12 protein-coding genes are annotated in these 22,653 nt (G+C 71.0%); 6 read left to right on the top strand and 6 right to left on the bottom strand.

Annotation, left to right across the window (positions count from 1 at the left end):
• Positions 1 to 8 precede the first annotated feature (8 nt).
• Both K8625_RS16340 and K8625_RS16335 read right to left on the bottom strand, forming a co-directional pair.
• The gene (locus tag K8625_RS16340) at positions 9 to 791 is read right to left on the bottom strand and encodes an exodeoxyribonuclease III (protein ID WP_223748713.1); all 783 of its coding nucleotides are present in this window, start codon (positions 789 to 791) and stop codon (positions 9 to 11) included.
• A gap of 85 nt (positions 792 to 876) precedes the next feature.
• The gene (locus K8625_RS16335; protein WP_223783228.1) at positions 877 to 5,085 is read right to left on the bottom strand and encodes a lamin tail domain-containing protein; all 4,209 of its coding nucleotides are present in this window, start codon (positions 5,083 to 5,085) and stop codon (positions 877 to 879) included.
• A gap of 410 nt (positions 5,086 to 5,495) precedes the next feature.
• Between K8625_RS16335 and K8625_RS16330 the strand changes: the two genes are divergently transcribed.
• The 4 genes from K8625_RS16330 to K8625_RS16315 all read left to right on the top strand — a co-directional run bounded on the left by K8625_RS16330 (position 5,496) and on the right by K8625_RS16315 (position 15,611).
• Entirely contained in the window at positions 5,496 to 10,835 is a 5,340-nt protein-coding gene (locus K8625_RS16330) for a copper oxidase (protein WP_223783227.1), read from the top strand.
• Positions 10,836 to 10,919: 84 nt separating this feature from the next.
• The gene (locus K8625_RS16325) at positions 10,920 to 12,905 is read left to right on the top strand and encodes a hypothetical protein (RefSeq protein ID WP_223783226.1); all 1,986 of its coding nucleotides are present in this window, start codon (positions 10,920 to 10,922) and stop codon (positions 12,903 to 12,905) included.
• Between the two features lie 8 nt (positions 12,906 to 12,913).
• Positions 12,914 to 14,020, top strand: a complete 1,107-nt coding sequence (locus K8625_RS16320; protein ID WP_223748717.1) for an SCO family protein — start codon at positions 12,914 to 12,916, stop codon at positions 14,018 to 14,020.
• A gap of 4 nt (positions 14,021 to 14,024) precedes the next feature.
• Positions 14,025 to 15,611, top strand: coding sequence for an ABC transporter substrate-binding protein (locus tag K8625_RS16315; protein WP_223783225.1), 1,587 nt, complete (start codon positions 14,025 to 14,027; stop codon positions 15,609 to 15,611).
• A gap of 45 nt (positions 15,612 to 15,656) precedes the next feature.
• On the opposite strand, the gene K8625_RS16310 is transcribed toward K8625_RS16315, so the two are convergent.
• The 3 genes from K8625_RS16310 to K8625_RS16300 form a co-directional block, all read right to left on the bottom strand.
• Complete coding sequence (locus tag K8625_RS16310) at positions 15,657 to 17,063, bottom strand: HAMP domain-containing sensor histidine kinase (RefSeq protein ID WP_223783224.1); 1,407 nt, start codon at positions 17,061 to 17,063, stop codon at positions 15,657 to 15,659.
• Positions 17,060 to 17,746 carry a response regulator transcription factor gene (locus K8625_RS16305; protein WP_223748720.1) on the bottom strand — a complete coding sequence of 229 codons (687 nt, stop codon included), beginning with the start codon at positions 17,744 to 17,746 and terminating at the stop codon, positions 17,060 to 17,062. Before K8625_RS16305 ends, K8625_RS16310 begins: the two co-directional genes overlap by 4 nt.
• Before the next feature lie 65 nt (positions 17,747 to 17,811).
• A complete protein-coding gene (locus K8625_RS16300) occupies positions 17,812 to 18,765 on the bottom strand; it encodes an alpha/beta fold hydrolase (protein ID WP_223748721.1) in 954 nt (317 codons plus the stop codon).
• 104 nt (positions 18,766 to 18,869) lie between these two features.
• On the opposite strand from K8625_RS16300, the gene K8625_RS16295 reads away from it, so the two are divergent.
• Positions 18,870 to 19,661, top strand: coding sequence for a phytanoyl-CoA dioxygenase family protein (locus tag K8625_RS16295; protein WP_223748722.1), 792 nt, complete (start codon positions 18,870 to 18,872; stop codon positions 19,659 to 19,661).
• A gap of 8 nt (positions 19,662 to 19,669) precedes the next feature.
• On the opposite strand, the gene K8625_RS16290 is transcribed toward K8625_RS16295, so the two are convergent.
• Positions 19,670 to 21,730: an ATP-binding protein gene (locus K8625_RS16290; protein WP_223783223.1), complete on the bottom strand. Its 2,061-nt coding sequence runs from the start codon at positions 21,728 to 21,730 to the stop codon at positions 19,670 to 19,672.
• A 139-nt stretch (positions 21,731 to 21,869) separates the two neighbouring features.
• Here K8625_RS16290 and K8625_RS16285 point away from each other — a divergent pair, with 139 nt between their 5' ends.
• Positions 21,870 to 22,652 (top strand): WbqC family protein, encoded by a 783-nt coding sequence (locus K8625_RS16285; RefSeq protein ID WP_223748724.1) that lies wholly within the window; start codon positions 21,870 to 21,872, stop codon positions 22,650 to 22,652.
• The last annotated feature ends 1 nt before the right edge of the window (position 22,653 follow it).

Genomic DNA, 22,653 nt, shown 5'->3' with positions numbered 1-22,653 from the left:
GAGGGGGATCAGCGGACGGCGGAGTCCAGGTCCACGCTCACCGGGCAGTGGTCGGAGCCCGACACGTCGGGGTGGATGGCGGCGCGCTTGACGAAGGCCATGGCCGCGGGGGACGCCAGCACGTAGTCGATGCGCCAGCCGATGTTCTTCTCGCGCACGCCGAAGCGCTGGCTCCACCACGAGTAGTGGCCGGCGCCCTTGTGGAAGTGTCGGAAGCTGTCCACCCAGCCGGCGCGCAGCCAGCGGTCCAGCTCCTCGCGCTCCTCGGGACGGAAGCCGCTCGTCTCGCGGTTCTCCCGGGGCCGGGCCAGGTCGATGTCCTGGTGCGCGGTGTTGAAGTCGCCCACGACGAGCAGCCGCTCACCGTCGCGCAGCGGCTTCTCCAGCTGGTCGAACAGGCGTCGGTAGAAGGCGAGCTTGAACGGGATGCGGCTCAGGTCCCGGTCCTTCCCGTTGCCGTTGGGGAAGTAAACGTTGGCCACGGTGAGCTTGCCGAAGCGGGCGAGCTGCAGCCGCCCCTCCGCGTCCATCTCCGGGACTCCCAGCCGGGTCTCCACCGTGTCCGGCTCGTCGCGGGAGAACAGCCCCACTCCGCTGTAGCCAGGACGCTCCGCGGCCGAGAAGTGCGTCTTCCACCGGGCCGGAGCACGGACCTCATCCGGCAGTTGCTCGGGGCGCGCGCGCACCTCCTGCAATGCCACCACCTGCGCCCGGGCGCCCGACAGCCAGGGCAGGAAGCCCTTGGTATGGGCCGAGCGCAGCCCATTCACGTTCCATGAGACGACTCGCACGGGAACGCTTATGACCCGGCCGCGCCGGGTTTTCCAGCCCCTACCGGTTGATGGACCCGGTAGGGGCCGGAAGGCCCTGAGTCAACTACTCCGTGGGACTGGCGCTGTTCTGCGGCTGGCGCTGCGTCCGGAGGATGAAGTCGGACGCGTTGTCGTCGGAGTCATACCCGTTGCCCGCAGCCGCGTCCGAGCCGCCCTCCATGGTGGCCGCCGTCGAGGAGACGGTCGCCTTGCGCTCGAAGGAGCCGGCCTCCGCGGGGACCGTCGGGAAGGCGGTGCCCTCGGGGGCATTGCCCGTTCCATAGGCGAAGGCGTCCACCTTGGCCGGGTCGTTCATGTTGGTGGTCGTCAACGCCGGCCCACCCAGGCGCAGGTTGCCACCGCCGGTGCGGCTGGCGGACATGGAGAACGCCGGACCCCAGTTCGCGTCACCCGCGACGGAGCCGGCGTAGTCCGGATGCGTCACCAGGAAGAAGCCCCGGGGCTGGATGACCGACCCCGCGGGCAGCGTGAACGACAGGTACGTGGTGCCCGTCGCGCTCTTGTACTGGAGCTTCCAGCCGGACAGGTCCACCGGGCTCGTCGTCGGGTTGAACAGCTCGACGAACTCGTCGTTCGCGCCGCCCGGGCCCGCCGGCGCCGCCTCGCTGATGACCACGTGGTTGGCGCCCGCGGGCTGCTCCGTGACGCGCAGCTGCGCGGACACCGAGTCGCCGCCCAGGCTCGCCACCACCTGGCCCTCGCCGCTGACGTTGGCCGCCGTGAAGTCGAACTTCGCGGACAGCGTGTCGGCGCGCACCACCACCTGGGCCGGCACCGCGCCCAGGCTGGCCGGCTGCACGGACAGGCTCACCACCGTGTCCACCGACGGAGGCACATCCAGCGTCACCGTGAGCGTGGCCGTCCCGCCGCCCGTCACCACGACGAGCTCGGGAGACAGCTGCTCCAGCGCCGCCGGCTGGTCCACCGCCAGCACCGTCACCGTGGCGTCGCGGGACACCGTGCCCAGCGTGGCCGTGAGGGTGGCCTTCTTCGCGCCCGGGTCCAACGCGGAGTCGGTGTTCAGGAGCACCACCGCGGAGCGCTCGCCCGCGGGGATCACCACCTGGCCCCCCACCACGGAGACGGCGGGGCTGGACGACACCACCGTCACCACCGTGTCCACCGTCACCGGTCCGGTGAGCGTCACCGTCAGCGGCTCCGGGAACGTGGGGCCGTTGACGCCCGAGCGCACGAAGACGCCCGTGGGCGCCAGCGACGCCAGCGACACCTCGCCCGCGCTCGCGGGCACGAGGTCCGCGGCGGAGCGCGGCTCGATCTTCGAGTGGTCGTTGCGCAGCTCCAGCACGCCGGTGATGGAGAAGTAGCGGTCTCCCAGCGCCGGCAGCGGGAACGAGAACAGGTAGTCGTTGATGCGCAGCGCGCCGTCCACCTCGAACTCACCGGTGGGCGCGGAGTCGCCGCCACCCGGGGCGGGCGCGGTATGGGTCACCTGCACCTGCGACACGCGCACCAGCACCCCCTCCAGCGGCGTGGCGCGCGAGCCCCCCGTGGCCACCTCGGCGGGCGTCACCACCTGCGGAGGAGGCAGCGTGCTGCCCTGGGAGACCACCTCCACGGAGGGTGAGGCGAGCTGGAGCTGACCGAAGTAGTTGGCCACCGTCGCGTCGACGTTCACACGCGAGCCGGCCATCACGGTGCTCGGCGGCGCCGTGCGGGTGAAGACGAAGGCGCCGGAGTAGTCCGGCCCCTGGTAGCCCTGATCCAACGGGTTGACCTGCACGAAGAAGCCCGTCGCGCCCACGCCGGTGACGGTGGCGTTGGAGACGAACACGCGCTGGCCCAGCCACGGAGACGTTCCACCGGGCCCCGGCTGCTTCACCGTGTAGATGGACAGCGAGCAGGCCGCGTCACCCGGGTTGGGCGTCGGGCAGAGGTCGCACGCGTCGCCCTTGCCGTCGCCATCCGAGTCCGCCTGGTCCGGGTTGTGGGTGTTGGGGCAGTTGTCCGAGGCGTTCGGGACGCCGTCACCGTCGGTGTCGTTCGGGTCGGGGCGGGTGCACTCGGTGGTGCCGGGCGCGAACGGGCACACGTCGCACGCGTCACCCACGCCGTCGCCGTCGACGTCGGGCTGCACGCCCTGGTCCATCGGGCGCACCGGGTTGAACACGCCGGGGCAGTTGTCCACCTCGTCGGGGATGCCGTCGCCATCGACGTCCGCGCCCGACAGGCCACCGGAGTACACGGTGGAGCCCGACACGGAGGCCGGCCAGCGCGCGTTGGTGGAGGTGCGGGACGGCTCGCACGTCGGCTCATCCGTCGGCACGCCACACGCGAACAGCGGGTAGGCGCCGGAGTTGCGCGACTGCAGCGTGGACAGCGACATGCTGATTTCGGTCTGGAGGCACACCGAGCGCTCGACGCCGCAGACATCCAGCGTGTCGCAGCCCGCCCCGCTCAGGGCGGAGATGACGGAGGTCTCGCCGTAGAGCGCCTTGCCGCCGCGCATCGTCAGCACCACGTCCGCGGGCTCCGCCCGGATGACGGCGCGGTGCGGAGAGGCCTGGTGGCCGTTGAGCCGGAAGATGGCCACGTCCGCCACCTTGCCCGGCACCAGCGCGCCGGTGTTCGTCGCCTGGAAGGCATGCGCCGCGTTGCCCGTCACCAGCGCCCACGTCTCCGCGTCGCTGAGCGAGTCATTGAAGTAATCGGTGTCCAGGTCGTCCGCGCAGCGCAGCTCGCGCAGGATGTTCATGGAGCCGGACTGCAGCCAGTCGGTGCCCAGCGTCATGTTGACGCCCAGGTACTTGTAGAGCGGGATGGCCGCGGTATCGCCATACAGGCCGATGTTGGAGCGCGGCGACCAGACCAGGCTGGTGCTCGAGGTGGCCATCATCCGGATGTCGCTGGCGCTCAGGCCGATGCCGTGGACCAGCGCGGTGCGGGAGCTCAGGATGTTCTGGCCACCGGACTGCTGACCGGAGAGGCAGAGGAACTCGTTGCGCGCGCTCGTCTCGATGCCCTCGGCGATGTGCGGCAGGTAGGCCGAGGCGGCCGGGATGACCGACGGAGAGTCGACGCGCTCGTAATCACAGCCGCTCGCGCGCTCGCGACCATCCGAGTCACCCAGGGGGAACGTCTGATACTCCGCGCCCGAGCCCGCGCCCAGGCCTTCCTGGTTGGTGCCCGTGTCGGACGTGTTCGGCGCGTCCAGGTTGCGCAGCAGGCCCTTGGCGCCGCCGGAGCCGGCGATGGACGTGGTGCCCGCGATGACCTGGCGCAGCTCCGCCCAGCGGATGCCGTCCGCGCCCACCGTGTTGCCCGCGGGCAGACGCGTGTGCTGGTTGTTGCCCTGGCGCCAGTCGTGACGGTGCTCGTACTTCTCATCCGTCCGGGCGAAGGGCGCCTTCTGGAAGGTGATGTGGTCGTGCGCGTTGATGAGACCCGGCGACACCACCGCCTGGGGGCACGTCACCTGCGTGGCCGAGGCCGCGCCCGCCGCCTGCGAGCAATCACAGCTCACGCACTGGATGACACCCGCGGAGTCCACGAGCACCTGGCCCCCGTGATAGACCTTGTCGGGCGCGAGCACGATGCCCGTGAACAGCTTCGCCGCGCTACCCGACGTCACCGTGCAGCTCCCCGTCGTCGGAGGAGGCAGGTTCGCCGCGGGGCACATCACGACGGTGCCCCCCCCCGGACCCGCATCGGGCTCACCCGGGCCGGCGTCGGGAGTCCCCGAGCCGCCGTCCGTCTCACCCGGACCCGCGTCGGGAGTCCCCGAGCCGCCGTCCGTCTCACCCGGACCGGCGTCGGGAGTCCCCGAGCCACCGTCCGTCTCACCGGGGCCCGCGTCGGGCGTACCGGAGCCGCCATCCGTCTCGCCCGGACCCGCGTCGGGAATCCCCGAGCCGCCATCCGTCTCACCGGGGCCCGCGTCGGGCTCGACCTGGCCACCGTCCGTCTCACCAGGGCCCGCGTCGGGCTCGACATGGCCACCGTCGGTCTCACCGGGGCCCGCGTCGGGCTCGACGTGGCCACCGTCGGTCTCACCCGGACCCGCATCGGGCTCGCCCGGGCCGCCGTCGCCTCCGCCCGGACCGGCATCCGGCCTCGGGGTCGGCTGACATGAGCTCTCACACCCATCGCCGTTGGTGGTGTTTCCGTCGTCACAGGCTTCGCCGCGCTCGACGACACCGTTGCCACAGACAGGACTGGGGGGATCATCATCGCCGCAAGCGGTGACGACCAGGAGTAGCGCCGTGAGCGGCGCCAGCAATTGGCGGAAAGACATGAAGGAGAGACTCCGAAGTAGGTGTGACCTGCGGGGGGGCCTGCAGCCTACAACCGTCGCCCCTCCTTCGAGCTGGCAAAATTCCAACATCGGCGTAGCAAATTGCCACCCACTGGGTGGGTTTCACCCCAGGAAAATTCAGGCAATTCAAACAATTACCTGTACGCCCGAGACAACCCCGCACTCCCTGTTCCTTTGAAACTTCTCAGACAACCTCACGGAACGTCCGAGGAGTGTCGCGAGTCCGGGTGTTTACACGCTGTGTTTACTTCCGGCGGCAAGCACCCATAGTGAGACATCCCAGACACAGACAACGTCTGGGTTTGTGAGAAGTCTCTCAGAAACAGAAGTCTCACGCCTGGCGGCTTAATCAGAGAATCGCCCCGAAGGGGGCCGATACTGGGGGAAGTGTGTCTTCGAGCGAGAAACGACATCACCCGGGTGGAACACCTCCGCCCCGAGGTCCGGAGGGGCGCGCGCGACAGCGGCTCCTCCTGGCGGCGACCACCTTCCTCACCCTGTCCTGCCAGCCCGACAAGGACGCCGCGTCCACGGTCGCCGCGGCGCCGGGGAACCAGCCCATGGCGGAGGCGCAGACGCGGCAGGTGGACCCTTCCCCCCAGAAGGTCGCCGCCCCCCGCTGCGCGCGCACGGTCCACGCGGACGTCGTCGCGCTGGACCAGGTGTACACGTACAACCGGCTGGGCTCGTTCAACCCCACGGGGATGATCTACGCGCTGATGGAGGACGTGGAGCCCATCAGCCCGAGCAAGCCCCTGGGGCCCGGCAACACGCGGCTCAAGACGAGCAAGCGGCCACGCCCCCTCACCCTTCGCGCGAACGTGGGGGACTGCCTCCACGTGAAGTTCTTCAACTGGCTGGCGCCCACGCGCTCCGCCATCCCGAGCCCGAACCAGTCCCAGCCGGGCGTGAGCAAGGCGGAGGGCTCCACCACCCTCTCCTTCCTGCGCAAGGTGCTGCCCTCGTGGGTGTGGACGCCCACCTATGACCCCGTCGAGTCCCTGGTGCAGAACAAGGCCGTGGGCGGCCGGTGGTTCTGGTGGGGCCAGGAGCTGGAGGCGGAGAACGACCACCGCGACAACTCCCCCGCCACGCGCCACGCCTCGCTCCACATCCAGGGCCTGCAGTACTGGAGCATCGACTCGGACGGGGCCTGGGTGGGCCGGAACACCAGCAGCCTGGTCCCCTCCGGCGGCCAGACGGACTACCACTGGTACGCCGACCACGAGGGCGTCTTCTTCTTCCACAGCATGGGCGCCTCGTTCGGCGGCGAGGGCGACGGCGGCTCCACCGCGCAGGGGCTCTTCGGCGCCGTCAACGTCGAGCCTCCCGGGAGCGTCTGGTACCGCTCCAAGGTGAGCGCGTCGGTGCTCAAGTCCGTCACCACCGGCCTCAACCCGGACGGCACGCCCCTCATCGACTACGCGAAGCTGGACGACACCGGGCGCCCGCACCTGGCCATCCTCGACGCCAACCACAAGATCCGCCACGGCGACCTGGAGGCCATCATCACCGGCTACTCCAGCACGGTGATGGGTACCCGTTCATCCATCGACCAGGGCCACTTCCGCGAGCTCACCGCCATCTACCACGATGAGATCAAGGCGGTGCAGGCGTTCGACGAGCTGGAGTGGAACCCCACCTTCCACAGCGTCCGCGACGGCTTCGGCGTCAACTACGGCGTCGCGGGCCTGGGCGCGGAGCTGCTCGCCAACCGCGCGAAGATCGGCCCCACCAAGGACTGCGTCACCTGTGAGTACGAGGAGTTCTTCCTCGAATCCTGGGCGAATGGGGATCCGGCGATGAACGTGGAGAAGGACGCCAGCGGCAAGGCCGTGGGCGCGCTCTACCCGGATGACCCGTCCAACGTGCACCACAGCTACCTGGGCGACCCGGTGCGCATCCGCAACATCCACGCGGGCCCCGCGGAGACGCACGTCTTCCACCTGCACGCGCACCAGTGGAAGTACTCGCCCGGCGCGGAGGACTCCAACTACCTGGACTCGCAGACGGTGGGCCCCGGCTCCGCCTTCACCTACGACATCAACTTCGGAGGCTCGGGCAACCGCAACTTCACCGCGGGCGACTCCATCCACCACTGCCACCTCTACCCGCACTTCGCGCAGGGCATGTGGGCGCTGTGGCGCGTGCACGACGTGTTCGAGGCCGGCACCAAGGACCGCCGCCTGCCGGACCCGGAGATCTCCGGTGGCACGCCCAACCCCGCCGTCATCCCCATCCCCCAGCGGGCCATGCCGCCCATGCCCACGTACGTCGCCACGACGGTGACCACGCCCTCGGGCCCCATGTCGCGGCCCGCGTTCCCGGGCTTCCCCTTCTACATCGCCGGCATGCCGGGCCGACGCGCGCCGCAGGCGCCGCTGGACCTGGAGTACGACGGCGGCCTGCCGCGGCACATCGTCACCAACGCGGTGGGCCCGGTGGCCTACGGCAACTCGGGGCGCTTCGACGTGGACCCCACCGCACTCAACATCAAGCTGCTGCCCCACGACGGCACGCCCACGGAGAAGGCCGCCATGGCGTTCCACGCGGGCGAGTTCCCCAGCAGCGCCGGGACGAGCGCGCCCGCGGTGGCGCCGCTGCACGCCGACCCCGCCTTCGCGGAGATGGCGCGCTACTACCCCGGCTACACCGCGCTGGGAGGCACCGGGCGGTTCCTGATCAACGGCCGCAAGCCCGTGGCCGGCGCACCCTTCGCGGACCCGTGCCCCGAGCGCACCACGAAGCGCAACTACCGCGCGACGTATCTCCAGGTCGCCATGCAGCGGGTGAACCGCGCCGGGTGGCATGACCCGCAGGCGCGGCTGATGGTGCTCAACGAGGACGTGGCCGCCACGCAGGACGGCAAGCGCGCCCCGGAGCCCTTCTTCTTCCGGGCCGCGTCCGGCGAGTGCATCAACTTCTACGCCACCAACATCATCCCCGCGCACCTCAACCCGGACGACTTCCAGATCTACACGCCCACGGACGTCATCGGGCAGCACATCCACCTGGTGAAGTTCGACGTGATGGCGGCGGACGGCGCCGGCAACGGCTGGAACTACGAGGACGGCACGCTGTCCTCGGACACGGTGGCCCACCGCATCCACCTGGCCAACGCCGCGGGCGGCGCGTTCGCGGCGGACGGCACGGTGGGCGAGTCCGGGCCGCGCGTGTACCTGAGCGCACCGGCCACCCACCCGCGCATCCCTCGCGCGCCGGGCACCGCGCAGACCACCGTGCAGCGCTGGTGGGCGGACCCGCTGCCCAGCAACACCGGCCGCAAGCACCCGCTGGAGACCGTCTTCACGCACGACCACTTCGGCCCGTCGTCCCATCAGCAGCACGGCTTCTACGGCGCGCTCATCGTCGAGCCCGAGGGCTCCAAGTGGAGGGACCCGCGCACGGGCGTCTACTTCGGCTCGCGCGTGGCGGACGGCGGACCCACCAGCTGGCGCGCGGACATCATCGCCGCCAACCCCGCCGACAGCTTCCGTGAGTTCGGGCTCGCCTTCGCGGACTACGTGCCGCTGTACGACGAGTGTGGTCAGCCGGTGAACCCGCCCAACTACAAGGAGACGAAGCTGCCGTGGGCCGTGGACTTCGAGTCGGTGCCCATGCCGGAGGCCATCAGCGCGGCGGACCCCGGCGGGATGACCATCAACTACCACAACGAGCCCATCCCCCTGCGCATCAGCAGCCGGCTCTCCTGCGGCGGGCGCGTGCAGCGGCTCGGCGCGCGGGGCGACATGGCGAACGTGTTCCGCTCGGACATCCACGGCGACCCGTACACGCCGGTGATGGCGGGCTACCCGGGCGACAACATCCGCATCCGCCTCATCCAGGGCGCGCAGGAGGAACAGCACTCCTTCACGCTGCACGGCAACAAGTGGCTCAAGGAGATGTACGACCCGGACAGCGGCTACTACAACGCGCAGGCCATCGGCATCTCCGAGCACTTCGAGTTCAACCTGACCGGAGGCCTGCCGCAGATCATCGGCCCGTACGAGACCGCGGACTACATGTACATGAGCGCGTCCACGGGGGACCTGTGGAACGGCCTGTGGGGCATCCTCCGCACGTACAAGCACCGGCAGCGCGGCCTGCGCTCGCTGGCGGACGTGGCGCTGCTGGCGGCGGACGAGAACCCGAAGCTGCACATCTTCACCACGCGAGGCGCCGCGGAGCCCCAGGCGCAGGCGTATCCGCCCATGGAGCTGCTGGACCTGCCCGAGGAGGCGGGCCTGGAGGTGATGGACCCGGAGAAGGAGCGCGACTCGGTCCAGGACTCGTACGAGGTGGACGAGGAGGGCAAGCCGGTGAAGCCGCGCCTGGTCGAGCACGTCATGGCGGACCGCGACGGGATGATGCGCATCGACAAGGACCTGGTGCTCAAATACGAGGAGCTCGGCTGGTTCGGCATCAAGCCCGTCAAGACGGACTCGTGCCCCGTGGGTGCGCCGGTGCGGCTGTACCGGGTGTCCGCCATCGACGCGAAGACGTGGCTGTACGGCAAGCGGCTCGTCTACAACGACGCGCACAAGATCTACGACCCGGACGCCATCATCTTCGCGCAGGACGCGCACCTGGCCGCGCTGAAGAACGGCAGCCGCAAGCCCGAGCCGCTCATCCTCCGCGCCCGCGCGGGTGAGTGCGTCCAGGTGGTGCTGACCAACCGGTTGCCCTCGAGCACGCTGACGAAGCAGAACACCTGGGCGCACCACGCCGCCATCACGCCCTACTTCAACGTGAACCAGGTGCGGATGTCGAACCACGTGTCGCTGCATCCGCAGCTCGTCAACTACGACGTGAACGTGGATGACGGCGCCAACGTGGGCCTCAACGCCGTGCAGACGGTGCCGCCCGGCGGGGTGCGCACGTACCGGTGGTTCGCGGGCGAGTTCAAGAGCTCTCCCTTCGGGATTCCCTTCCCCTGGGGACGCCGCACACCGATGGAGCTGGGCATCGTCAACCTGCGCAACATGGCGGACGTGGTGAACCACGGCATGCACGGCGCCATCGGCGCGCTCATCATCGAGCCGACGAACGCGTACTGGATGACGGACCCGGGCACCGAGGCCCAGGCCTATGTCTCGCACACCCTGCCGGACGGCACGCAGGAGACGTTCCGCGAGCTGGTCGCCCTCCTCCAAGATGACCTGGGCCTGCACAGCGACGACTCCACCTTCTGGGACACGGACGGGCTGGAGAGCGGCACCGCGCTGCGCAACACCGCGGGCATCGACGACTCGCAGGACACCGGGCAGAAGGCGTTCAACTACCGCACCGAGCCGCTGTGGGCCCGGCTGGGCGTGCCGCCGCAGACGAGCCCCGAGGCCATCAACGACTTCGACCTGCACCACATCCTCGCCTCCAGCGTGCACCTGGACCCGGCCACGCCGCTGTTCCGGGCGAAGCCGGGAGACCCGCTGCGCTGGCGCTTCGGTCACCCGTCAGGACACTCGCGTCAGCACGCGCTCTCCGTGCACGGCGCGGAGTGGCGCCGCAACCCCTGGCGCGCGGGCAGCCAGTCGCGGGTGATGGGGCCCAACGCCTCGTCGCCCATCATCTCCACGCAGGGCGGCGCGTCGGTGATGCAGTCGTACACGATGATTCCCGAGTACGGCGCCGGGGGCATCACCCAGTCCTCGGGTGACTACCTGTACCGCGACCACTCCAGCTTCCTGTGGAGCGGCGGCGGTCTGTGGGGCGTGCTCCGGGTGGAGTAGCGCGCGTGTGGCAACCCTCGGACGGCGTGGCGCGAGTCGGCGCCGCGCCGCCCCGTCCTCTCGTCGTCTCGAAGCACCCTCCTCATGATGCGCAAGAGCCTCGTCCTCCTCGTCTCGGGCGTGCTGTTCGCGGGCGCCCTCGCCACCGTGCACGGCGCCCTGCGCCCGGACGCGTCGCCACCTCTCGAAGACCCACCTCCTCCGCTGCCCGCGGCCCCTGCCTTCGCGGAGCGCGAGGGTGTCCGCGTGTCCTTCGACCTCGAGCTCAAGGCGCGCCCCCGCGAGGCCGCCGCCGGGTCCGCGCTGCAGGGCACCGCGCGCTTCATGCTCGCGGACGCGAAGACCGGCGCGTCCCTCCAGGGACGGCGCGTGCTGGGCTGGATGGCGCCTCGCGCCCCGGGCGCCGAGGCTCCGGACGACGCGGCCTGCAAGGAGCGCGTGAAGTCCTATCTGGGGGGACTGCTCTCCACGAAGGCGGAGGTGGACCTGAACGCCTATTGGTTCCTCACGCTGAACCATGACCAGACGGTGTCGGTCATCAACCCGCAGCTCGCCTTCGAGCGCACCAAGCTGCACAGCCTGGTGTCCCTGGGCGGCGAGGTGGCGGACTGGGCGCTCCTGAAGGACCGCTCGGCGCTGTACGCGACGGTGACCAGTGGCGACAGCGTGTCCGTGGTGGACCTGCGGCGCTTCCTCACGACGCGCACGATTCGCGTCGGTCAGCGCCCCGGGCGCATCGTGGTGGCGCCCGACGGCCGCACGGCCTGGGTGAGCAATGACGGGGACGGCACGGTGAGCATCCTCGACACCACGGCGCACACGGAGCTGGCGGCACTGGAGGTGGGCGCGGGGCGCCACGAGGTGACCTTCTCCGACGAGGGTCGCACCGCGTGGCTCACCAGCACGGAGGCGGACGCGCTGACGGCGGTGGATGTCGCGTCCCGCGAGGTGCTGGGCACCGTGAGCGTGGGCGTCGGCGCGGGTGACGTCGCGTGGAGCGCCGTGGCTCGCGCGGTCTTCGTCGCGCAGCCGCGCACCAGCGAGGTGCTGGTGTTGGACGTGGGGCGGCGTGAGGTGTCCCGCCGCATCGCGGTGAAGCCGGGGCTGGGGGCGCTGAGGCTCGACCGCACGGGGCGCTGGGCCTTCCTGCTCCACCCGGACGCGGGCAGCGTGGACATCATCGACGCGGCGACCAGCCAGGTGGCGCACTCGCTCCACGGCTTCGCCGCGCCGGACTCCGTCGTTTTCACCGATGCGTTCGCCTACGTGCGCAACACCACCAGCGGGCGCGTGTCGCTGGTGGACCTGAGCACCCTGGGCGGCGCGAGCACTCCGTCCGTGGTGAACGTCACCATGGGGCAGTTGGCGCCGGCGGATGCGCGTGGACTGGGACGCTCCGACCCCATCGCCGCGCTCCCGGAGGGCAATGGGGTCATCGTCGCGGGCGCGGCGGACCGGGCGCTGTTCCTCTACCAGGAGGGCATGATGGCGCCGCGCGGGACGCACCTGAACTACGGCCGCGAGCCTCGGGCCGTGCTGGTGCTGGACCGCTCCCTGCGCGAGGTGGAGGCCGGGACGTACACGGCCACCGCCACGGTGCGCGAGAACGGCACCTACGACGTGGCCTTCCTGCTGGACAATCCACGCACCATCGTCTGCATGGAGTGGAAGGTGGGAGGCGTGCCCGAGGACGCGGCGCTCGCGAAGAAGCTCCCCCTGAAGCTCACGCCGCGGTTCGACCCGGCCCGGCACTTCACCGCGGGGACCTCTACGCCCTTGCGCTTCCGACTGGAGCCCACGCCGGGCATGGACCCGCGTCCGGTGGGGCCCGAGGAGGTCCGGGTGTTGATGTTCAAGACGCCCGGGACGTGGCAGTGGCGCACCGAGCCTCGCCTCACCGACGACGGAGACCTCGAGGTGGACTTCGCCCCGCCCTCTCCGGGCCAGTACAAGCTGGTGGTCGGCGTGGAGAGCCGGAACATCGACCTGGGTCGTCTGCCGCACTTCACCTTCGGCGTCGTCGAGGCTTCGGCTCCGACGCGCGCTTCCCTCTCCGAGGTCGCACGATGACTGTGTCCATGCGCTCGCTGTTCGTGCTGCTCACCCTGTGGAGCGCCCTCGCCGGGGCCGAGGACGTGGCGGTGCCCACGCCGCCCAGGGACTCCGCCTCGTTGCGCATCGAGGTTCCCGACGTGGAGCTGATGGACCAGACGGGCCGCCCGGTGAAGCTGTGGTCGGACCTGGTCCGTGGCCACACGGTGGCGATCAACTTCATCTTCACGCGCTGCAAGACCATCTGCTCGCCGATGACGGCCACCGTCGCGCGCGTCCAGAAGGAGCTGGGGCCGGACAGTCCGGTGCGCTTCATCTCGATCACCTTGGACGTGGCCAACGACACGCCCGAGCGCCTCGCGCGCTTCGCGGCGCCCTTCCAGCCTCGTCCGGGTTGGTCCTTCCTCACGGGAGACCCCGCGAAGGTGAAGCAGGCGCTGGTCGCATTGGGGGGCTATGTGCCGGACAAGGAGGCCCACCGTCCCACCGTGCTGGTGGGCAATGCAGTCTCCGACACGTGGACACGGGTGGATGGGCTGGGCGCTCCGAGCGCGTTGCTCGCCGCGATTCGTGAGGTGCAGGCCGCTTCGGCGGGGCCGTCCGAGCTGCGCGGTGCCGCGCCCCAGGACGATGCGCGCGCGCAGGACGAGGCCGCGGCGAAGTACTTCACGAACACGGAGCTGGTGGACCAGGACGGCCGCACGCACCGCTTCTACGAGGACCTGGTGCGAGGCCGGAAGGTGCTCATCAACTTCGCCTTCACGTCCTGCAAGGGCGCGTGCTCGCCCATCACGAAGCACCTGACCCAGGTCCAACAGCGGCTCGGTGAGCGCGTCGGGCGGGACATCACGATGATCACCCTCTCGGTGGACCCGGCGAACGACACACCGAAGAGCCTGGGGGCCTTCACGAAGAAGCTCGGGGTGAAGCCCGGTTGGTACTTCCTCACGGGGGCGCGAGAGAACATCACGCTCGTGCTGAAGAAGCTGGGTGGCTACGTGGATGACCCGGATGCACACAACACCACGCTGCTCATCGGAGACGCGGCCACGGGCGTGTGGGTGAAATCCCCGGCGATGGCGCAGGTGGAGAACATCGTCCACGCCGTCGAGAACCTGAATGCGCCGAGGTAGTCCCATGCGCGGTCTCGGAGGCCTGTCCGTGAGTGCGCGCCAGCACCACGTCCTCCTGATGGTGCTCGCTTCGGTGTGGTTCGGCTGCAAGTCGGCCTCGACGCCCGAGGATCCTGAGCATGCCCGGCGTGGACGCATGCTGTTCCAGCGAGGGCAGAGTGTGCGTGGCATGCCGCTGGTGGGCTTGCTCGCGCCCGAGCGCGTGGAGCTCGGCGGCGAGGTGGCCGCGTGCGCGCGATGCCACGGCCCCGCGGGACGCGGGAGCGCCGAGGGCGGCGTGGAGGTGCCCGACATCACGCCGGGCGCGCTCTTCCACTCACGCCCCCGCGCCGTGGGCGAACTGGAGGACAGGTCGCGGCCGGCCTACACGCGCGACACGCTGCTGCGCGCCATCACCGAGGGCCGCTCCGCGAGCGGCCGGACGCTGAGCGTGGCGATGCCTCGTTACGAGCTGGACGACCTCTCGCGCCGGGAGCTGCTGGCGTACCTGGGGGAGCTGGGTGAACGCCCCGACCCGGGAGTGAGCCCCACGACGCTCACGGTGGGCGCGGCGCTGCCGCTCACGGGGAGCCTGGGGCCCGCGGGTCGGGAGGCCGCCGCGGTCCTGCGCGCGGTGTTCGACGACGTGAACGCGCGGGGCGGCGTGTTCCGCAGGCGTCTGGAGCTGGTGGTGGAGGATGACGCGGCACAGGTCCCCTCGCTGCAGGCGGATGCCACGGAGCGCCTCCTGGAGCGTGGCGTGCTCGCGCTGGTGGGAAGCCTGCGTCGAGGACCTCGAGCCTCTGATGCGAGGCTCACGCGGGAGGGGGCTCCGCTCGTGCTGCCGCTGGTCTTGCGTGGCGGAACCTCCGACGTGGACAGCCCCGTGTTCTTCCTCTACCCGGATGAGCCCTCGCTGGCGCGGCTCGCGGTGCAGTGGCTCGCGAACAGCCAGGAGCCTCGTTTGCGGCGTGCTTCACTCGTCGTGGCACACTCGGGAGATGACGTGGGCGCGGAGTGGACCCGCGCCGTGAAGGACGAGATGACGCGCCGGGCGCTGCCGTCCATCACGGAGCTCGTCCTGCCTCGAGGACTCCCCGGCGAATGGCCAGCGAGGCCCCCCGTCGCGGTGCTCTATGCGGGAGCACCCGAGGATCTCGCTCCACTGCTCCGATGGTTGGAGGCTCGAGCCCCGTCGGTCCTGGTGCTGGCGCCAGCCCGCCTCGCGCGGCCGGAGGTCGTCGGGGCGACCTCGTTGCAGCTCCGGTTCCTCTCGCCCGTGGGCCTGGGTGAGCGTGCGCCCAGGCTGGAGGCCTTCTCCGAGTTCATGGCGCGTCATGGCCTCGAGCAAGGCCACGCCGCCTTCCAGCTCGGAGCCTACGCGGCGGCGCGAGTGCTCGTGGAGGCACTCACGCGCACGGGCGCGGAGGTCACCCGCGCGAGCTTGATGCTCCAGCTCGAATCCCTGCGGGATTTCGATACAGGCGTCTCGCCGCCGCTCACCTTCGGCGTCAACCGCCGCGTGGGGGTGCAGGGAGGACAGCTCGCCGCGCTGGAATCGGGCACGGGTCGACTCGTGCCCGCGTCGGAGTGGCTCCCCTTGTCGCCGTGACGACGCCCCACCGGTCGCATCCGCTGCCTCTGACGCCGCCGCGGCTCAGCGCGCGCGGACCCGCTCCTCCGATGAGTCCCTCGGCAGCTCGATGACCACCTCGGTTCCGAAACGACGCGGCTCCGGAGCGACATAGGCCCGGCCACCATGTTGCTCCGCCACCTCGCGGACGATGGACAGCCCCAGTCCAGTGCCCGGCGTGTGCGCCGTTCCAGCCAACCGGTGGAATGGCTCGAACACGGACTGGTGCTCCGCCAGCGGAATCCCCGGCCCGGCATCCGCGACCCGGACTTGATAACGCTCCGCCTCGCGAACGAGCCGCACTTGAATCTCACCGCCCGCGGGCGAGAACTTCATCGCGTTCGACAAGACATTGTCCACCGCCTGCCGCAGGCTCCCCGCGTCGAAGAGGGCCTCGGCTGGCGCCGACACCTCCGCGCGAATCAGCAACCCGCGTCGCTCGGCTTCCGCGCGCGCCCCCTCCACCGCCTGCGCGACGAGCCGCGACAGGTCTCCCTGTTTCCGGTCCCACGCCCCCCGCCCCGCCACCGCGAGGTCGAGCAGATTCCCCGCGAGCACCGCCAGCCGGTCCACCTCGCGCCGCGCCTCTTCCAGCCCCACCCGCAGCTCCTCACGCGACCGCTCCCGTCGCAGCGCCAGGTCCATGCTCGTGCGCATCAGCGTCAGGGGTGTCCGCAGCTCATGGGCCGCGCCCGCGATGAGCCGCTCCTGCGCCTCACGCGCGCCCCGAAGACGCTCCGTCGCCTCCGCCAGCACGGCGCGCAGCTGTCCGATTTCATCACGCGCCGGGTCCTCCACCGGGGCATGGGAGAAGTCCCCTTCCCGCAGACGCCGCAGGTGCCGGGTGATGGCCGCCAGCCTCCGCGCCAGCTTGCGCGCCTGCCAGGTCTGCACCACCAGCAAGGCCAGCCCCAACGACACCGCGAGGAAGAGCGCCAGCCGGTGGTACGTCCCCACCGAGCCATCCACCTGCCCCAGGGACGCCGACAGTCGCAGCGCGTACGGCGCGCCCTGCGGAGAGCGGACATCCACCTGCACCTCGCGCCAGCGCACCCCATCCGTTCCGATGCGCGTGACCAGTTGGGGCGGCGCACCGGGCGCACCCGGAACCCGTCTCGACTCGGACTCCTCCACCTGGAGCCCGGGCGGATAGCGCGCCACCAGGGCTCCATCCGGACCATGGAGATAGCCGTGCGGTGCGAAGGGGCGTACCTGCTCCAGCAACGGGGACACCGTCATGTGGAGGTGGGCCTTGCGCTCGGGCCCGTCGAAGAGGCTGGCGCTCTCCACCGCCGCCTGCGCCAGCAGCGCTCTGTCCAACGAGCGCTCCAGGTCGTAGCGGAACAGCCGCGCCGCGCTGCCCAGCGCGACCACCATCGCCAACGCGGGAACGAGCGCGCCCAGCAGCCACAGCCGCCGGGTCAACGTCACGGTGTCACGGCCTCCGACACCGTCAGCTTGTACCCCACGCCCCGCACTGCGCGGATGGCCACGTCCGTCGCCGAGAGCCGCTCGAGCTTCGCGCGCAGATAGCCGACATACACATCGAGCACGTTGCCATGCCCCTCGAAGTCCCGCCCCCACGCCTGCGCCAGCAGCCGCGCGCGCACCTGCGCCTCTCCCGGGTGCTTCGCCAGCGCGGAGAAGAGCGCGAACTCACGCGCCGTCAGCGGCTCCTCGCGGCCGGAGCGGCCCAGCACCCGCCGCCGTGGATCCAACACCACCGAGCCCAGGCGCACCGGTCCATCCTCGGACTCCCCACGCCGGGCCAGCGCCTCCAGCCGGGCCAGCAGCTCCTCGAAATCGAAGGGCTTCACCAGGTAGTCGTCCGCGCCCGAGCGCAGCCCGGTGACCTTCTCCGGCGTGGTGCCACGCGCGGTGAGCATCAGCACCGGCGTGCGCACGCCCGCGCCCCGCCAGTGCTTGAGCAAGGTGACACCGTCGACCTCGGGCAGCGCCCAGTCGAGCACGATGACGTCGAACCCCTCCTCGCGGCCCCGCTCCAACGCCTCACGCCCGCCGGTACAGACCTCCAGGCTGTGGCCTTCCTCCTCCAGCCCCCGCTGGAGCAACACCACCATCTTCACTTCGTCTTCGACGAGCAGCAGTCGCATGGGCACGTCCCCCCTGCGCTCCAGAGCTTTCCACGCTCCGGGAGAACGGACCAGCATCGTTCCCGTCACGAAGAAGGAGGGGGGGCCTCCGCCGGCCGCAGCCCGTGGTCCACCAGGAAGCCGCGCACCGCGTCGGCGATCTCTGTTCCGGCCTCCAACAATCCCGCGTGCCCGGCGTCCTCCACCAGCATCCAGTGGGCATGTGGCAGCGCGTCACGCATGCGCACCATCTCCCGCAGCGGGACGAGGGTGTCATGACGCGCGGCGATGATCTGCGTGGGCACCTTCACCTGGGGCAGCACGTCCCAGGCGTGCCCCTCCGCGAACCCACGCAGCGTGTGCCAGTAGGCCTGGGGGCTCATCGTCCGCAGCGCGCGCAGGAACTCGTCGATGTCGTCACGCGGAGCCCGGGGCCTCAGCGCCCCCACCGCGCGGGCCAACGGATACGCCAGCCGGCTGCCCAGGAACGCGCGCACCACGGGTGTCGCCAGAGGCACCGCGGGCGTCGCCAGACGGAGGGCCTCGCGCGCCGTGCCCAGCAGCGTCCTCGCCGCCAGCCCCGCGTCCCCCGAGCCCGCCGCGCCCGGGCTCCCCGCGATGAGCGTCATCGCCGGCACCAGGTCCGGACGGCGGCGATACAGCTCCAACAGGACGCGCACGCCCATGGAGTAGGCCACCTGGTGCGGGGGCCGTCCGTCGCCGAGCGCCATCACCTCCTCCGTGACGCGCTCCAGGTCCCCCACGTGCACGGAGAAGTCGTAGTCGCCTCCGCGCGACTCCTCGCTGCCCCCGTGGCCCCGGTAGTTCCAGTGCACCACCCGGTGGTCCTGCTCCAGGCTGGCGACGACGTGGCGCCAGAAGTTCTCCGAGGAGCCGATGCCATTGCTCAGGAGCACGGTGGCGCGCGGCTTGAGCGCCTCGTCCGAGGACTCCTCGAGCAGCTCCCCCAGGTGCGTATGCCAGGCCACCCGGGTTCCATCCGGAGCGACGACGAAGCGCGTGGTGCGACGGTAGGGCATGCCGCCCTCACCATGGTGCGAGGACGGCGAGCGCGCAAGCCGTGCGTGCCCCAGGCCCCCGTCGTCACACTCCTCCACCGCAGGCGTCCGAGGTATGAGGGCGCATGCTTCGTGACGACGCGCAGGCGCTCGACCTCACCCCGGTGCTCGCGCACTACGCCGAGCATGGCTATGCCCGGCTGGGCAGGGTCCTGGACGAGGAGGGCCTCGTGGCCCTGCGCGAGCGGGCGGACGACCTGATGCTCGGCCGCGTGGTCTACCCCGGCATGTTCTTCCAGCCGGACGCCACCACCGGACGCTACGAGGACGCCCCCCTGGGCCTCGGCTGGCAGGGGCCCTCGCTGGACTACCGCAAGCTGGAGAAGCTGGAGAAGGACGCGCGCTTCCTCGCGTGGCTGGAGAATCCGCTGTTCGAGCGCATCGTCCGCGCGCGCATCCCCGGCGACATCGTCCTGTACCGCGCCATCCTCTTCCACAAGGGCCAGGCCGGCGGCAGCAACCTGCCCTGGCACCAGGACGGAGGTCGGCTCTGGGGACTCACCCGGGAGCCGGAGCTCCAGCTGTGGACCGCGCTGGATGACGCCCCCGAGGACGGCGGATGCCTGGAGGTGGTGCCCGGCAGTCACCGGCGAGGACTGGTGACGGAGCTGGGCGGCGTCATCCCGCCGGACCAGGTGGCCGCCGAGGACGCGGAGCACCGCGCGGTGCCCCTCCCCGCGCTCGCGGGCGAGGTCATCCTGGTGCACAACCACCTGTGGCACCGCTCCGGCCGTGGCCGCCCCGGCCTGAGGCGCCGCGCGTTCTCCGCCTGCTACATGAGCGCGGACACCCGCTGCGTGCGCAAGAAGAAGGCGCCCCGCGTGTTCCATCCGCTGTTCCGCCACGGACGCGACTGAAGCGGCCTTCAGCCCACCAGGTGCAACGGAGGGGGACGTCCCAGCGCGCGCGCGCGGTGCCCCACCGGCAGGGAGACGCGGAAGGTGCTGCCCCGCCCCACCTCGCTCTCCACGGAGATGTCCCCGCCGAAGCCGGTGACGATGCCGTGGCAGATGGACAGGCCCAGGCCCGTCCCCTCCCCCACGGGCTTGGTGGTGAAGAACGGGTCGAAGATGCGCGCGCGCACCTCCGGCGTCATGCCCACGCCGGTGTCGCTCACCTCCACGATGACCCGGTCCCCCGAGGCGCGCAGCACCACGCGCACCTCGTGGTGCTCCGGCTTGCCCTCTGGAATCGCATGCGCGGCGTTGATGAGCAGGTTGAGGAACACCTGCCCGAAGCGCCCCTCGCTGCCCTCCACCGGAGGCACGTCGCCGAAGTCGCGGATGATCTGCGCGCGCATCTTCAGCTCTCCGCGCGCCATGGTGATGGCGGACTCGAGCACCGCCTGCAGGTTGACGGCGGTGGCCACCTCGTCGTCCCCGCGCGAGAAGGTCCTCAGGTCCCGGACGATCTGCCGCACCCGGTGCGCGCCATCCACCGCCTCGCGCAGCACCTCCTCCATCTCGGACGTGCGCCCCGGGGGCAGCTCGCGCGTCACGTTCTGCAGCTCCACGGAGAGGAACGACAGGTTGGAGAGCACGAAGGCCAGCGGGTTGTTGATTTCATGCGCCACGCCCGCCGCCAGCGTGCCCACCGCGGCCAGCCGGTCCGACACGACCAGCTGCGCCTGCATCGCCTTGCGGTCCGTGACGTCCAGCGACACGCCCCCCAGGAGCCTCCGCCCTGAGCGGTCGCGCACGATGAAGCGGTAGGTGAGCCAGTGCCGCTCCGAGCCGTCCGGCGCGGGAATCATGCCCTCCGTCGCGCTGGGCTCCCCCGACGCGAGCACCGCCTGGTCCTCGCGCCGCACGTGCTCCGCGGAGGCCGCGGGCATCAGCCGCGCGTCGTCCATCCCCTCCACGTCCGCGCCATCGGCCAGGCCGAAGAAGCGACGATAGGGTTCGTTCACCCAGACGCGGCGCCCCTGCGAGTCCTTCATGTACGCCACCGCGGGGCTGTGGTTCATGAAGGCCGCGAACAGCGCCTGGGACTCCTGCAGCGCCGCGAGCGCCGCCGCGCGCTCCTCCATCAACGCCTGCCTCGCCGCCGCCTCCGCCGCGTTCCCCATGGCCGCGCCCAACAGGCCCGCCATCAGCTCCAGCGTGCGCACGTCCCGGTCATCGAACGCGTTGGGCAGGTGCGAGGTCAGGTTCAGCGCCCCCACGGGCCGCGCCTCGCGCCACAACGGGACGCAGACCATGGAGCGCGCGCCCACCTGCCGCGTGGCCGCCACGTTGACGCGCACGTCGTCCTCGGTGTCGTCGGTGCGCATCACCTCGCCGCGCAAGAGGCTGGTGCCGGTGAGGCTTCCCTCCACCTTCAGCCGGAAGCCCATGTGCCGCCGCAGGCTGCCGGTGGCCACCCGGTACTCCACGTAGCCCTCCTCCAGCAGCGCCACCGCCGCCCCGTCCGCGCCGCACAACACCCGCGCGCGCTCGCACAACAGGCTCATCACCCCCGACAGGTCCAGCCCCGCCAGCGCCACGTCCGCCTGCGTCTGGATGATGGAGGCCAGCCGCTCCATCTCCCCACGCGCCGCGGCCTGGGTGCTCTGCATCTGCCGACGCCGCGCCGCCCGGCGCTCCAGCAGCAGCCGGCGCGCGCGCACCTCCACCGCGTGGAAGGGCGCCACGAGGAACTCCTCCACGCCCGCCGACAACAGCGGCGCGAGCGCCTCGTCCGTCGCCTCGTCCGCCAGCCCCAGCACCAGCGGATCCTCGGGCCTGGCGCGCCCACGCAGCGCATCCAGCCACCGGGCATCCGGCGCGAGCGACGCGGCCTCCACGATGAGCACGTCCACGTGGCCGTGCACCAGCTCCGCGTCCGCCTCCGCCGCCTCGCCCCGGATGAGCACGTCCTGCCCCTGACGTCGGAGCTCCTCCGCGACGGGATGCTGCGGGTCCGCGCTGATGCACAGGTACCTCATCCGTTCGTTTCCACCTCGGCGAAGGTCCCTGACCGGCTTTGGAATGTTACAATCTAGCAGCAGGAGCAATCCACCGCGTCCGGTCCGGCAGTGAGGGGCCGCGCCACCCCAGCAATCCTCCGCGGAAAAGAGGCCGTGCGTGCCGGGCAGTCCAGGAGTCGTCGTCGCCGAGCAACCCCACTACCTGCCCTGGGTGGACTTCTATGAGCAGACGGCGCGCGCGGACACGTTGCTGGTGCTCGACAACGTGCAGTGGCTCCGGCGTGGCTGGCAGCGCAGGACGCGCGTGGCGCTGCCCGCCACCGTGCCCACACCTCCGCCCACCGAGCCCGGCTTCCAATGGCTGTCCATTCCGCTGGAGGACCCACATCGCGACACACTCATCGCCGACCTGGCGGTGGACTCGCGTCAGCGCTGGGCGCGCAAGCACCTGGACACGCTGGTGACGCTGTACCGGCGGCGGCCCCATTTCGCCACCCAGGTGCTTCCGCTGCTGGAGCCCTTCTATGACGGCGTCGCGACGGAGGCGGGCCCCGGCTCGCTCCTGAGGGTGTTGCTCGCGAGCACCGCCCTCTTCCACGCGCCGCTGGGGCTGTCGCCGCGCATCCTGCTGGCCTCCACGCTGCGGAAGCAGGGCGACGAGAAGTCGGCGCGGCTGGTGGAGTACTGCCGACAGCTGAAGGCCCACACGTACTACTCGGGGCTGGGCTCGTCGCTGTACCTCCAGGTGGGGCTGTTCCGGAGCGCGGACGTGCGCGTGCTGTGGCAGCGCTTCCGCCACCCGCCCTACGAGCAGGGGCGCGACGGGAGGTTCGTGCAGGGGATGTCCATCGTCGACGTGCTGTCCAACGTCCCCGTGGACGAGGTGCGCCGGTGGTTGGAGCCCTCGCCGTGGGGCCCCTTCGCGCCGGCGCCCCCCTAAG

The sequence above is a fragment of the Myxococcus sp. AS-1-15 genome (assembly GCF_020037055.1).
GTDB lineage: Bacteria > Myxococcota > Myxococcia > Myxococcales > Myxococcaceae > Myxococcus > Myxococcus fulvus.
This window is presented reverse-complemented; position numbering and strand designations above follow the sequence as displayed.